Raw genomic sequence first — 13,915 nt, 5'->3', positions numbered from 1 at the left:
GTCCTGGAACCGCGACCCGCGAAAGCTGGAGACGAAGCGCCGCGCGCATTCGGCCGGCGCCCAATCGGCGCTTGGCCAGAAGCCGGCTATGGCACGGGTCATCGTGCCGACACTGCTGCATCTGGCCGACCGCGTCGCCAGCCGGCTGCGCGCCAAGGCAAGGCCCGGCCGCACGGTGACGGTACGCGTGCGCTTTGCCGATCTCCGCGCCGTCACCCGTTCGATCACGCTTGACCAGCCGATCTCGGCGACCGCGATGCTGGCCGAGATCGCCGGCGATCTGGTGCGCGGCCTGCTTGCCGACAATCCACAGGAGAAAATGATCTCGCTGCTGGCGATCTCGGTCTCGCATCTTGAGGAAAGCTTCGAGTTACAGCTCGACCTGCCGCTTGGCCTCGCCGACGAGAGGCGCCGGCCCGGCACGAAGAAGGGCCTAGCACGCTTCGACGCCGACCGCGCCATCGACAAGATCCGCGAGCGTTTCGGCAAACAGGCCGTCGGCTACGGCACGGTGGCGCTGGAGGCGGCGCGCTCGGTTCCCGACGAATTCAGGGAGTTGGCGGAGAAGGAGCTGTGAAGCCGGGGGCTACTCCATCACTTCGCCGTCCCAGTACCGCCTCACCGCTCCCATGTCGAAAATGCCGTCGCGCCGGCGCAAGGCGTCGACCGCCATCTTGTTGGAATCTGGATAGACGCAGACCTCGTTGGGATTTTTCTCGCCGATCATCAGGTAGCGGCACGGCCCCGTGCCGCTGTTGAGGAAGGAATGCCCGACCGCCAGGCCGGCCGGAAAGCAGACATAGTCGCCGGCTTTCATTTCGTGGCGCTCCTCGCCAAGCAGCAGCGTCACCTCCCCTTCCAGGATCAGCGCATGCTCCTCTTCCAGCATGTGATAGTGCCGGGGCGCCAGGCGCATGCCGGGCGCCGGCGCTTCGATCAGCATGCCGACATGATAGTCGGAGCGTCCCAGCGCGGCATAAGTCAGGTGCCTGGACCGGCCGCCGAACCGCGGGCCTTCGCCTTCGACCTTCCATTCGACAGCATCGCTGGCGATCGGCGGGATCGGCGCGGCCGGGGGTTTGGTGACACCGGCCGTCACATCCGACGGCAGCGGATCGCCGGCGGTAAGGCCGGTGTTCTCGCCGTCCCAGTAAGTTCGGATGGCTGCGAGATCGAAGATCGCGCGGCGGCCCAGGGCGCGTACCAGCACCTTGTTGGAGGCGGTGTAGACGACCACTTCATTCGGGTTGCGCTCGCCGACGATGACATAGCGGCACAGTGCGTCGCTGGTATTGATCAGGCAATGCCCCGCCGCGGCACCGGCGGGAAAGCAGATGTAGTCGCCGGACTTCATGGCATAGGCCGCGTCGCCGACATACGCGGTAAGCGCCCCTTCGAGGATGAAGACATGCTCTTCCTCGAAAATATGGTAATGCGCCGGCGAGGACTGCTTGCCAGCCGGAAGCTCCTCGATTGCCACGCCGACACGGTGTTTTTCGCCAAGGGCAGCCAGCGACAAATGCCGGTAGCGCAGGCCGAAGCGTGGCACATCGGACCATTCCGTCCACGGCACCTCATCCGATGCGAATGGTAGCGGCGGTTTAGCTTCGTCCACCATTAGGGCCTCCTGGTCCTGTCGCCCTGCCCTCGTCGCGTGCTGCTGGAGGGTCCACGACAGAACAAAGCTGCCAGCTTCCGGCTAAACCGCCAAGCGGTGTTCGCTACGCTCCTGACAAAGCCGGACAGAAGCCGCGCGCTTCAGCCTCGGATGGCCTTGCCCGCCTGCTGCAGCAATTCGAACGCCGCGAAGCGTTTGGCATGCCAGCCGGCCAGCGTAGCGTCGGGATGATAGACCTCGCCGAGTTCCGACATGCCGGCCATCGCCGCCGCCACATCCTTGTAGGCACCGGCGGCGACCGCGCCCAGCATCGCCGAGCCGAGCAGCACCGGTTCCGGCGAGGTCGAGGCCACCACCACCATGCCTGTGGTGTCGGCCAGCAGTTGGCGCACCAGCGGGCTTTGGCCGGCGCCGCCACTGACCACGATGGTGTCGACGGCAATGCCTTTCTGATGTTCGGCCTGCACGATCTGGCGCGCGCCGTAGCCCAGCCCGCAGACCCCGGCGACATAGAGCCCGACCAGGCTGTCGAGGCTGGTGTCGAGATCGAGCCCGGCGATCAGCGCGCGCGCGTCCGGGTCGGCGAAGGGCGCGCGGTTGCCGAGGAACTCCGGCACGACATGGATGCCGCCGACCAGGGCCGGCGTGGCCGCGGCTCCATTGCGGCTTTGCGCCTGCAGCGACAGCCAGGCGCTGAGGCTGCGCCCCTCGGCTTGCGCTTTGGCGGTCGCTTCGCCGGCTGCAGGGTGCATACGCACCAGATGATCAATCGCAGCACCAGCTGCCGACTGGCCGCCCTCGTTCAGCCACAGGCCCGACACCATGGCCGAGAAATACGGACCCCAGACACCGTCGACGAAGGCCGGCTCGGCGGTCGACGACATGGTGCAGGCCGAGGTGCCGAAAACATAGGCCATGCGCGACAGCACGCTGCCGAAATCGCCGCGCGCGCCGACCGTGCCGACGCCCCCGGCATGCGCGTCGATCAGTCCGGCCGCCACCGCGGTGCCGGGGTTGAGACCAAGGTCTGCTGCTGCCTGCGCGGTCAATCCGCCGCCGAGTGCGGCACCGGCCGGCACGATCTCGGTGCCGATGCGCGCGAATGCCTCGTCGGCCAGCGCGCCGAGGCCGATCTTGCGGAAATACGTCTCGTCCCAGCGGCTCTCATGCGCCAGATAGGTCCATTTGCAGGTCACCGTGCAGACCGAACGGGCAAGGCTGCCGGTCGCCCGCCAGGTGAGGAAATCGGCGAGGTCCATGAACTGCCAGGCGGCGTCGAAAGTGGCGGGCAGGTTTTCGGCCAGCCACAGGAGTTTCGGCGTTTCCATCTCCGGCGAGATGACGCCGCCGACGTAGTTCAGCACCGCCTCGCCACTGCGATTGATGCGGCGCGTCTGCTCGACCGCGCGATGATCCATCCAGACGATGATGTTGCGTTCCGGATTGGCGGACTTGCTTACCGGCAGCGGCACGCCGCCCTCGCCCAGCACCACCAGCGAACAGGTGGCGTCGAAGCCGATGCCGGCGATCGCCTCGGGCGCCACGCCCGATTGCGCGACCGCTTCACGCGTGGCCGCGCAAACCGCCCGCCAGATGTCGTTGCTCGACTGCTCGACAATGTCGCCGGCCTCGCGCCAGACCTCGATGTCCCGTTTGGCCGAGGCAAGCAGGGTTCCCGTGTGGTCGAACACCCCGGCCCGCGCGCTGCCGGTGCCGACGTCGATGCCGAGGAAGTGGGACATTGGGGGAAACCTTCGGTTTAAGGCAGTAGGGGAGTAGGGCAGTAAGGCAGTAAGGCAGTACGGGAATAGGAGATGGTGGCTTGGCTCGGGCCCGGGCATTGAACGGCAGAGCAATCATACTGCCCTACTGCCCTACTCCCCTACTCCCCCTAGAGATCATTGCTCTGCGGCAAAATCACCAAATCCCTTATCGTCACATTGCGCGGCCGGGTCAGCATGAACATCACGGCTTCGGCCACCTCGCGTGGCTGCATCAGGCCGCCGGCGGCGAGTTCCTCTTCGAGCTTGGCCTTCGGCCAGTCGTCGACCAGTGCCGTCACCACCGGGCCGGGCGCCACGGCGCCGACGCGCAGGCCGTGCTTGGCGACTTGCCGGCGCACCGTGTGGACGAAGGCCTGCACGGCGTGCTTGGAGGCCGTGTAGATCGGTTCCCAGACCACCGGGACCAGACCGGCGATCGAACTGGTGACGATGATGTCGCCGGTCTTGCGTTCGATCATGTGCGGCAGCACCGCCTGGATCGAACGGAAGCAGGCATTGATGTTGAGGTTGAGCATGCGATCCCAGACGTCGGGATCGCCGGTCGCCACCTCGCCGCCGACATAGGCGCCGGCATTGGCATGGAAGATGTCGAGCTGGCCGGCCTTCTCCAGGATTTGCGGCATCATGGTGGCGACGCTTGCCGGCTGCATCAGGTCGATCACCAGCGGGATCGCTTTGGGGCCGAGTTCGGCGCACAGTTTGTTCAGCGTCGCCTCGGCGCGGTCGACCAGCACCACGGTGGCGCCGGCCGCCAGCATATGCCTGGCGCATTCGAGGCCGATGCCTGACGCGGCACCGGTGACGGCGGCAACTTTTCCGGACAGTTCTTGGCTCATGTCTTGCTTCCTGTTGATGGGTTCAGGCCCGGCCATGCGAGACACGCGAGCGGCGTGCCAGCGAGTCGACGATGACCGCGATGGCAAGCACGGCGCCGGTGATCATGTACCGAAGCGACGAGGACAGATCGAGCAGCGTCAGGCCGCTGGCGATCGACTGGATGACGATGATGCCGAGCAGTGCCGAATAGGCGCTGCCCCTGCCGCCGAACAGGCTGGTGCCGCCTATGACGGCCGCCGCGATGGCGTTGAGGTTGACGTCGCCCGTGCCGGCCTGCTGGCTGGCCGAGGCAAGGCGGGCCGCCGACAGCACGCCGCCGAAAGCCGCCAGCATCGAGCACAGCACGAAGGCGCTGGAATAGATCAGCCGCACATTGATGCCGGCGCGCCGCGCCGCCTCGCGGTTGCCGCCGACCGCCGACATAGAGCGGCCCCATTTGGTCCGCGTCAGCGCGTAGTGCATCGATATGACCAGGCCGACGAACAGGCCGAACATCCACGGAATGCCGCGCGCCTGATTGAGATAGAAGACGATGATCTCGAGAATGACCGTAATCACCACCGCGCGCGTGACGAGCCCGCCGGTCGACGGCGCCGACAGGTTCGCGGCGCGGCGGCGCGCGACGGTGCGCAGGCCGGTGATCAGCATGACGATGCCCGGCACGGCCGCCAGAGCGAACGAGACGAGTTTGGGCATCATCAGCAACTGGCCGAAATTCACCAGGTTCGAGCCGTAGGGCAGGTTGATCGAGCCGGTCGAGCCGAGGATGTAGAGCTGCAGGCCAAGCACCGCCAGCAAGCCGGCCAGCGTCGAGACGAAGCTCGGCATGCCGAGCCGGTTGAACAGCAGCGCATAGAGGGCGCCGATGAAGCCGCCGACGGCAACAGCGGCCAGAATCGCGAGCGCCACCGGCCAGCCCTGGTTGACCCACAGCGTGCCGACCATGGCCGAGGCAAAGCCGCTGATCGAACCGACCGACAGGTCGATCTCGCCGACCATCAGAACGCAGACGATGCCGAGCGCGATGACGCCGACGGTGGAGCAATCGAACAGCAGATTGACCAGATTGCTGCTCGACAGGAAGATCGGGTTGATGCTGGCGAACACCGTCCAGATGATGACCAGCCCGACAATCACTGGCAGCGAGCCGAGATCGCCCGAGCGGACCCGGTCGAAGAACCGGCGGATGGCGCCGCCAATCCCCGCCTCGTGCTTGACGCGCACATCGGCGCGGTCGAGCTGCGGCGGCACGGGGGCGGCTTCGGCTTCGCGGCTCATGGGCGTGGCTCCTGGGTCTGGTCTTGCCTGGCCTGCCTGCGCTCGGCGCGCCGCGACACCGAATTGTTCGAGGCGCCGGTGATGGCGCTGACCAGTTCCTGGTTCGAGGCATCGGGCGAGAAGATGCCGTTGTTGCGGCCAAGCCGCAGCACGACGATGCGGTCGGCGACGGCGCGCACGTCTTCCATGTTGTGGCTGATGATGACGACGCCGAGGCCGCGGTCGCGCACCCGCTCGATCAAATTGAGCACTTCCGCCGTCTGCGCCACGCCAAGCGCTGCCGTCGGCTCGTCGAGCAGGATGAGCTTGGGTTCGAGCAGCAGCGAGCGTGCGATCGCCACCGTCTGGCGCTGGCCGCCCGACAGTGAAGCGACCACTTCGCGGACACTCGGGATGCGCGCCGAAAGCTCGTTGAGCAGCGTCCAGGCGCGCACTTCCATCGCCACCTCGTCCAGCCGCAGCGGGCTGAGTTCGCGGCCAAGGAAGATGTTGGCGACGATGTCGAGGTTCTCGCACAGCGCCAGGTCCTGGAACACGGTGGCGATGCCGAGCGTCAGCGCGGCACTCGGATCTGCAAGTGTCACCTGCTTGCCGCGAAAGCTGATGGTTCCCGAGCTCGGCTGATGCACGCCGGCCAGGATCTTGACCAGGGTCGACTTGCCGGCGCCATTGTCGCCGACCAGCGCCACCACTTCGCCTGCATGGACATCGAGATCGATGTCGGTGAGCGCCGAAACGGCGCCGAAATTCTTCGAAACGCCGCGCAGGCTGAGCACCAGCTCGCCTGCCGGAACCGGTTCGTCCGAGGTATCGGTCATGCAGGAAGCCTTTCAAAACCGGTTCAAAAATTTCGCATGAGCGCTGCCTGGCCACCACGCGGGTGGCCAGGCAGCGGAGCGGGCAAGGGTCGCGGTCAGTTCCCGATGCCCAGCTTCTTGCAGCCTTCCGCGTAACGATCGACGCAGAGCTCGGCCGCGGTGTTGATCTTCTTGTCGATGATCTCGGCCTTCAGGTTTTCCTGCGTCACAACAGCCGGCGTGAACAGCTGCGAGGGCGTATCGTACAGCGTCATCTCGGCCTTAGGCGTCTCGCCAGAAAGTAGCTTGATGGCGATGTTGGCGGCGGCCGCCGCCACGATCTCGCTCGGCTTGGAGATGGTGTTGTACTGGTCGCCGGCGATGATCAGCTGCAGTGCCGCGATCGTCGCGTCATTGCCGGTCACCGGCGGCACCGGATCGACGCCGGCCGCCTTGAAGGCCGCGATGGCGCCGCCACCGGTGCCGTCATTGGCGGCAACCACGCCGAGGATTTTCGGGCCGAAGCGGGTGATCTGGCCGCCGGCCCATTGCTGCGCCTTCGGCGGCGCCCATTCCGGCGTGTCGTATTCGGCCAGGATCTTATAGCCGCTGTTGTCGAGGCCGGCATGGATGCCCTTCTTGATCAGGCCGGCCGCCGCGTCGGTCGGCGAACCGTTGATCTGTAAAACGCCGCCGGTGGCCGGATCGACCTTCAGCGCCTTCAGGTGCTCGACCAGCGAATCGGCGATGGCCTTGCCGATGCCTTCATTGTTGAACGAGACATAGAAGTCGGCCGGCGCTGTCGGGATTGGCCGGTCATAGGCTATGACCTTGATGCCCTGGCTCTGCGCCAGCTTGACCAGCGAGGCGGCGGCGGTCGAGTCGACGGGGTCGAGCACGATCGCCTTGGCGCCCTGCGAGATCACCGAGTTGAACTGCTGCTGCTGGCGCGAGGCGTCGGCATCGGCGTTCTGGTAGAGCACCTTGCAGCCCGGGCACAGCTTCTTCATCTCGGCGGCGAAGCCGGGATAATCATGCTGTTCGTAACGGGTCGAGGCCTGGTCAGGCATCAGGAAGGCGACGGTGGCGTCGGTGACTTCGGCTGCCTTGGCGATAGCGGCGGTGCCTGCCAGCAGCGACAGCGCAAGCGCTGCCATGCCGGCGGACTTGCCAGTGGACTTCAATGAAATTGAAAGTTTGGTCATTCGGTCTTCTCCGTTTCTGGATATGTTGTAAGAAGGTCGTTGACTGCTTTGGTGGTCTGAAGACACCCATCCACCCTCGCCCCAACTGCAGGGGAACCAGGGTCCGGCGCTGGACTTTCGAGCTGCGCCTACATCCTCCGCCGACGAAGGAATTCGAGACAAGCGTTCTCCATCGCGAACCGCTCAACGCGGCTCACGTCCGTCATGCAAAAGAAAAATCCTCCCTTGGTTCCTCCCTGGCTCCTCCGTTAAGCGGCTTTTCCCGCGTTGATGTTGTCGGCCAGCAGGCGCCTGAAGCGCGAGGGCGGCATGCCCTTCTCCGCCAGGAACTGCCGGTTGAAATTGGACAGGTTGTTGAAGCCGACCTCGTAGCAGATGTCGGTAATCGACGCCTGCTCATCGCTCATCAGGATCTGGCAGGCGAGATTGATGCGCAGCCGCTTGACATACTGCACCAGCGACATGCCGGTGTGGCGGCGAAACGAGCGCGAGAAGGCCCCGGTCGACTGGCCGGCGATGGCGGCGAGGTCCGCCTCGTCGAACAGCTGCGTCAGGTTCTCCCTGATATAGGCGAGCGCCTTGTTCATGCCGGCGGTCATGTAGCCCGACGGATCGGGCCGATAGCTGGCGCTGGCCAGCAGCTGGAATTCCTGGGCGCGGCTGAGCAGGCCGGCGATCATCATGAACAGCTCGATGCGGCGCACGCCCTGCGCCTGCATCATCTCTTCCATCAATGGCGCCAGCGCCTTGCTGGTGCGGTTGGAAAACAGCACGCCGCGCCGCGACGCCTCGAGCAGAGCCGCAAGCCCCGCCAGCTCCGGCAGCACATGCATGGCATCGCCGATGAAACTTTCGGAAAACTGAATGATGCGGCCGCGCAGCGGGATCGAGCTGTCCTTGGGGATGTCGCTGACCCAATTGTGGGGCAGGTTCGGCCCCGTCAGCACCAGATTGCCCGGCTCGAACTCGCCGATGAAGTCGCCGACGAAATAGCGGCCGTTGGTGAAGATCACCTGATGCAGTTCATATTCTGGATGGAAATGCCAGCGCACCGTATGGAAGGGGTAGCCATGCGACCACGCCTTGAAGGACTCCCCGCGTCGTATCTGGACAACTTCCAGGTCCGGTTCCATGTCCGTTTCCTCCCGGCCGGCACGGATATTTGCCGCGTTCGGCCCAATTCCCTAAACCGGCCGAATTGGTTTCGGCTCTGCATTTCAAGAGCCACGGTACCGGCTCATGACAACAGGCGCCACCACGATTCAAGACAATGGATGATACTTTTTTAACCGGAAGGGCGCGCTCAGAGGCGCTATTCGGGCAGAACAGGTCAGTCTTGCTGACGCGTTCGCTCGACTGACCAACGAGAACACTACCGCCCGAAACGGAATTCCAACGTGTCCGGTGGGCGCCTGGCCTATCGCAAGAACAGCGTGTTCAGGCGCTGTTGCAGCGCCGTCATCGTAGTTCAGCTGGTGCGCAGCGCACCACCCGCCACCGTCGCGAGCGGCGTAACCATGTCAGGCACCAGTATGTCGTGGCGGCGCGCGAAGCTGACCAGCGTGGCCCGCACCGTCTCCGGATCGATTTCGCCGACGATGCCCGCCTTGCAAGCGTTGAGTGCGATGGCATGGGCGCCGTTGCGGCCGGCGCTCGGCCAGTCCTGCAGCAGTGCATAGGCTTCCATCACGCTGTCGATCTTCCTCGGAAAGCCCATTCCGACCAGAAGTGTGACCGGTTCCTCGAATTGCCCGCGATTCATGGCTTGTGCCTCCTCTCGATTGTTCAGGGCCTGCAGCGGGCCGAACACCGGGAAGCACGGCCCGCCGCGGATAGGTAAGGGACTGGCCGATTTCCGTTCAGCCGCTGCCGGCGGATACCTCGGATGTTGCCGATACTTGCTGCGCTGCGAGGAACATCAGTGCCGACGCCGCGGTTCGCCGGTTCCAGCCGGCGGCTTCAGCCATGTCGAGCAGCCCTGCCAGCAGCGGCTTCAGCACGTTCCTGCATTCTGTTTCATAGGCCAGGAATTCCTTCGCTTGATGCGTAGGAGCCGGTACGGATCCGAGGCCAGCCATTGCATCCATCTTTACCTCCACTCTCTCTTCGACTGACGCCCGCTCCCCGCCAGGGGAGCGGGCGGATTGGGCCGCGACTTCAGAAGTCCATGCCGGCGCCGGCGGGCATTGCCGGGGCGGCGGCTTCCTTCTTCGGCTTCTCGGCCACCATGGCCTCCGTGGTCACCAGCAGGCCGGCGACCGATGCCGCGTCCTGGAGGGCGGTGCGCACCACCTTGGCCGGGTCGATAACGCCCTGGCCGAAAAGATCGCCGAATTCATTGGTCTGGGCGTTCCAGCCCCAGCCGAATTCGCTTTTCTCGCGCAGCTTGCCGACAATGATCGAGCCTTCGGCGCCGGCATTCTCGGCGATCTGCCGGACCGGCGTTTCGATGGCACGGCGCACGATGTCGACACCTGTCCTCTGGTCCGCATTGTCGGTCTGCACGGTATCGAGCGCCTTGGCCGCCCGCAGCAAGGCGACGCCGCCGCCGGGCAGCACGCCCTCCTCGACGGCCGCGCGGGTTGCATGCAGTGCGTCGTCGACACGGTCCTTGCGCTCCTTGACCTCGACCTCGGTCGAGCCGCCGACCCGGATCACCGCAACGCCGCCTGCGAGCTTGGCCAGCCGCTCCTGCAGCTTTTCGCGGTCATAGTCGGAGGTGGTCTCCTCGATCTGCGCCTTGATCTGTGCGACACGGCCCTGGATCTCTTCCTTGCGGCCGACACCATCGACGATGGTGGTGTTTTCCTTCTCGATCACCACCTTCTTGGCGCGGCCCAGCATCTGCAGCGTTACATTTTCCAGTTTGATGCCGAGATCTTCCGAGATCGCGGTGCCGCCGGTGAGAATGGCGATGTCCTCCAGCATGGCCTTGCGGCGGTCGCCGAAGCCCGGCGCCTTGACGGCCGCGACCTTGAGGCCGCCGCGCAGCTTGTTGACGACCAGCGTGGCAAGCGCCTCGCCCTCCACATCCTCGGCGATGATCAGGAGCGGCTTGCCAGACTGCACCACGGCTTCGAGCACGGGCAGCATCGCTTGCAGATTGGAGAGCTTCTTCTCGTGGATCAGCACATAGGGCTCGTCGAGTTCGACGCGCATCTTGTCCTGGTTGGTGATGAAATAGGGCGAGAGGTAGCCGCGATCGAACTGCATGCCTTCCACGACTTCGAGTTCGGTCTCGGCGGTCTTGGCCTCCTCCACCGTGATGACGCCTTCATTGCCGACCTTCTCCATCGCCTCAGCGAGGAAGCGGCCGATTTCGGCATCGCCATTGGCGGAGATGGTCCCGACCTGCGCGATCTCGTCGTTTCGGGTGACCTTGCGGGCATTGGTCTTCAGTTCGGCGACCACCGCATCGACCGCCTTGTCGATGCCGCGCTTCAGATCCATCGGGTTCATACCCGAGGCAACCGCCTTGGCCCCTTCCCTGACGATCGCCTGTGCAAGCACCGTTGCGGTCGTCGTGCCGTCGCCGGCAAGGTCGTTGGTCTTGGAGGCCACCTCACGCACCATCTGGGCGCCCATGTTCTCGAACTTGTCCTCCAGTTCGATCTCCTTGGCGACGGTGACGCCGTCCTTGGTGATGCGCGGCGCGCCGAACGACTTGTCGATGACCACATTGCGCCCCTTGGGACCGAGCGTCACCTTCACCGCATTGGCAAGGATGTCGACGCCGCGCAGCATCTTCTCGCGCGCTTCGGTATGGAATTTCACTTCTTTGGCAGCCATTGGATCACTCCTTTATCTAGGCAGCATTCGTTGACTGGTTGGATACGAAAGAAGCCGTCAGGCGGCCTTCTTCACTTCGGCGATCTCATCGATGATCCCCATCACGTCGCTCTCCTTCATGATGAGCAGGTCCTCGCCGTCGAGTTTGATCTCGGTGCCGGACCATTTGCCGAACAGGATGCGGTCGCCGACCTTGACATCGAGTTCGACAAGCTTGCCGCTGTCGTCGCGCGCGCCGGGACCGACGGCGAGCACTTCGCCTTCCTGCGGTTTTTCCTTTGCGGTATCGGGGATGATGATGCCGCCGGAGGTCTTCTCCTCGGCTTCAAGGCGGCGGACCAGAATACGGTCATGCAATGGACGGAACGCCATGTCGTTCTCCTCGTGGACAAACAGGTTTTGAGGTTCCTCCGCACCGAACCGGCAATATCGGACCGGTGCGGAACGCCGCGACCCTTCGTCAGGCATCGCGGCGCATATCGAGCTAGTTTTGCCCTTTTTCGGTTTCAAGAGACCAGCGCAAAAATTTTTATATTCGACAAGAAAGAGCGCCAAGACACTGTTATGGCGTGGCTATTTTCGGAACCCGCGAGCTTCTCGCGGCGTTGTTTAAAGAGGGACAGAACCAATCGCCCCGGCCCGGCATTGGGCGGGTTCGACACAAATGCCGCCGGCTCGATGCCTCAGCGGAGAAGGAGAAAGACATGGCCGATACGGTCAGCAACGAATTCCGCCTGCAAATGGAAGGTTATGGCCTGACGACGGCCGAAATCCACTATTACCTGCCCGATCATCCAAGCCTGCTTCAGCTCTATGTCTGGCAGGACTATGATCTCGCTCCAGCCTTTCCCGAACTCAAGGGTTTTCTCCAATATTGGGAGCGCGAACTCGATGGTCCGCTCCACTCGGTTCGCGTTGCTCATCACCAGCTCATCCAGCCTTCGGAATGGCGGGCCGTCGAGGGCATAATCACGGTCCACTAGGGTCTTTGCGACGGCCTCCGCTACGTAGGGAATCACGACATTGGGGCAGGCTCTCGCCGGCCCCACGCAGCGCGACAGCCAACAACCTCCACTCCAAGATTTCCAATTTCCGTATTGTAAAACGATCGCGCCGCGCTAGCCTGAAATCAGATGCGAGGCGGGGAAGAGGAATGGAGCTCCAACTCAACGGCAAGGTGGCGCTGGTCACCGGCTCGACGCAAGGCATTGGCCGCGCCATCGCCGAGACGCTGGCGCGCTGCGGCGCGGGCGGCCTGCTCGTCACCGGGCGCGAGAAGACGCGCGGCGATGCCGTTGCGGAAGAGCTTTCGCGGCTCGGCACGCCGACGGTTTTCGTCGCCGCCGACCTCGCCGACCCGGCAGCCCCTGCCCTTTTGGCGCAAGCCTGCATCGAGCGCTTCGGCCGCATCGATGCGCTGGTCAACGCCGCAGGGCTGACCGACCGGGCCTCGTTCCTCGATGCCGATCTCGACGGCTGGGCCTCGCTGTTCGCGGTCAACGCGCGGGCGCCGTTCTTCCTCATGCAGGCGGCCATCGCCGACATGAAGAAGCGCGGAGAGCGCGGCGCCATCGTCAACATCCTGTCGATCAACGACCATTGCGGCTCGCCGGAGCTCGCCGTCTATTCCGCCAGCAAGGGCGCGCTGGCCACGCTGACCAAAAACGCCGCCAACGCCCATCGCTTCGATCGCATCCGCGTCAACGGCATCAATGTCGGCTGGACCGACACGCCGGCCGAACGCGTCATGCAAGCCGACACGCTGGGCAACGGGCCGGGCTGGCTCGATGCCGCCAACGCCTCGCAACCCTTCGGCCGCCTGTTCTCGACCAGCGATATCGCCAACCTCGCCGTCTTCCTGCTTTCGGATGCTGCCGGGCCGATGACCGGCACGCTCGTCGATCAGGAACAGTGGGTGATTGGGGCGAACCGGTGAGCGCCATCGAAACGCAAGCGCCTGCATGACGCATCTCGCCGTCGGCGATTTCACGGTTGCCATCAGAAATTTGTCGCGATGACGGTGACTGAAAAAGCCTATCGCATCATTCGCTCAAAGCACCCGCGCCGCCTCACAGCGCCAGGCTTCCCTGCTCCACCTCCTCGGCATTCGGATCTCCCGGTGCGGTGGCCCAGGCCAATTCGACCAGTGTCACGGTGCGCCGGCCTGTCCCGTCGAGTTGGCAGACGATGAGGCCCTGCTCCTCGATATAGGTCAAGAGGCGCCGGGCGCGGCGCAGCGAGTGCGAGCCGTAGGCGCGGGCGATCGCGGCGTCGCTCGGGCAAGGCCAGCCCTCCTTCGCCGCGCGGGCAATCATCATGAACACGCCCTGCATGTCGTCGGGCAGCAGCGACGCGCGGACGGAAACGTCCCGCCATGCGTCGTCCTGTGTCGTCTCTGACCCAAGGCCGGCCCGGGCGCGCGTCAGCATGCGGCGGAACTCCGGCAGGTCGGGCACGACCGAGGCCAGGCCTTCGATGCGGCAGCGGACCACGAACTCCTGATAGAGCACGCCGATCACGCGAAAACCCGCGTCGGGCTGCGCCAGGATGGCGCGCAGCACACGGTCCACGCGCTCGCGGCGCTCGGCCAGATCCTCGGCGCTGACT

General features: G+C 64.7%; 13 protein-coding genes and 2 pseudogenes. 3 read left to right on the top strand and 12 right to left on the bottom strand.

The window, feature by feature from the left end:
- Nucleotides 1-577, top strand: a pseudogene (locus EN949_RS25040) (DNA polymerase IV); the annotation flags it as partial.
- 9 nt (nt 578-586) lie between these two features.
- On the opposite strand, the gene EN949_RS25035 reads toward EN949_RS25040, so the two are convergent.
- From EN949_RS25035 to groES, 11 genes are all read right to left on the bottom strand, one after another.
- Nucleotides 587-1,618 (bottom strand): cupin domain-containing protein, encoded by a 1,032-nt coding sequence (locus EN949_RS25035; RefSeq protein WP_127371806.1) that lies wholly within the window; start codon nt 1,616-1,618, stop codon nt 587-589.
- Between the two features lie 140 nt (nt 1,619-1,758).
- Complete coding sequence (locus EN949_RS25030) at nt 1,759-3,360, bottom strand: FGGY-family carbohydrate kinase (protein WP_127366415.1); 1,602 nt, start codon at nt 3,358-3,360, stop codon at nt 1,759-1,761.
- Nucleotides 3,361-3,509: 149 nt separating this feature from the next.
- Nucleotides 3,510-4,238, bottom strand: a complete 729-nt coding sequence (locus EN949_RS25025) for an SDR family oxidoreductase (RefSeq protein ID WP_024501651.1) — start codon at nt 4,236-4,238, stop codon at nt 3,510-3,512.
- Nucleotides 4,239-4,260: 22 nt separating this feature from the next.
- Nucleotides 4,261-5,517 (bottom strand): sugar ABC transporter permease, encoded by a 1,257-nt coding sequence (locus tag EN949_RS25020; protein ID WP_127366414.1) that lies wholly within the window; start codon nt 5,515-5,517, stop codon nt 4,261-4,263.
- Nucleotides 5,514-6,335, bottom strand: a complete 822-nt coding sequence (locus EN949_RS25015) for an ATP-binding cassette domain-containing protein (RefSeq protein WP_024501653.1) — start codon at nt 6,333-6,335, stop codon at nt 5,514-5,516. Before EN949_RS25015 ends, EN949_RS25020 begins: the two co-directional genes overlap by 4 nt.
- Nucleotides 6,336-6,430: 95 nt before the next feature.
- Nucleotides 6,431-7,519 carry a sugar ABC transporter substrate-binding protein gene (locus tag EN949_RS25010; protein WP_013530723.1) on the bottom strand — a complete coding sequence of 363 codons (1,089 nt, stop codon included), beginning with the start codon at nt 7,517-7,519 and terminating at the stop codon, nt 6,431-6,433.
- A 248-nt stretch (nt 7,520-7,767) separates the two neighbouring features.
- The gene (locus EN949_RS25005) at nt 7,768-8,652 is read right to left on the bottom strand and encodes an AraC family transcriptional regulator (RefSeq protein WP_013530722.1); all 885 of its coding nucleotides are present in this window, start codon (nt 8,650-8,652) and stop codon (nt 7,768-7,770) included.
- Between the two features lie 335 nt (nt 8,653-8,987).
- Nucleotides 8,988-9,281, bottom strand: a complete 294-nt coding sequence (locus EN949_RS25000; protein WP_013530721.1) for a DUF982 domain-containing protein — start codon at nt 9,279-9,281, stop codon at nt 8,988-8,990.
- 97 nt (nt 9,282-9,378) lie between these two features.
- The gene (locus EN949_RS24995; protein ID WP_013530720.1) at nt 9,379-9,606 is read right to left on the bottom strand and encodes a hypothetical protein; all 228 of its coding nucleotides are present in this window, start codon (nt 9,604-9,606) and stop codon (nt 9,379-9,381) included.
- 70 nt (nt 9,607-9,676) lie between these two features.
- A complete protein-coding gene (gene groL, locus EN949_RS24990; RefSeq protein WP_024501656.1) occupies nt 9,677-11,308 on the bottom strand; it encodes a chaperonin GroEL in 1,632 nt (543 codons plus the stop codon).
- 57 nt (nt 11,309-11,365) lie between these two features.
- Nucleotides 11,366-11,680 (bottom strand): co-chaperone GroES, encoded by a 315-nt coding sequence (groES, locus tag EN949_RS24985; protein ID WP_013530718.1) that lies wholly within the window; start codon nt 11,678-11,680, stop codon nt 11,366-11,368.
- A gap of 332 nt (nt 11,681-12,012) precedes the next feature.
- On the opposite strand from groES, the gene EN949_RS24980 reads away from it, so the two are divergent.
- Nucleotides 12,013-12,291, top strand: coding sequence for an usg protein (locus EN949_RS24980; protein WP_024501657.1), 279 nt, complete (start codon nt 12,013-12,015; stop codon nt 12,289-12,291).
- A gap of 170 nt (nt 12,292-12,461) precedes the next feature.
- Nucleotides 12,462-13,244, top strand: coding sequence for an SDR family oxidoreductase (locus EN949_RS24975; protein WP_024501658.1), 783 nt, complete (start codon nt 12,462-12,464; stop codon nt 13,242-13,244).
- A 133-nt stretch (nt 13,245-13,377) separates the two neighbouring features.
- On the opposite strand, the pseudogene EN949_RS24970 reads toward EN949_RS24975, so the two are convergent.
- Nucleotides 13,378-13,915 (bottom strand): annotated as a pseudogene (locus tag EN949_RS24970) (ATP-binding protein); the annotation flags it as partial.

Source organism: Mesorhizobium sp. M7A.F.Ca.US.007.01.2.1 (assembly GCF_003998165.1).
GTDB lineage: Bacteria > Pseudomonadota > Alphaproteobacteria > Rhizobiales > Rhizobiaceae > Mesorhizobium > Mesorhizobium ciceri.
This window is presented reverse-complemented; position numbering and strand designations above follow the sequence as displayed.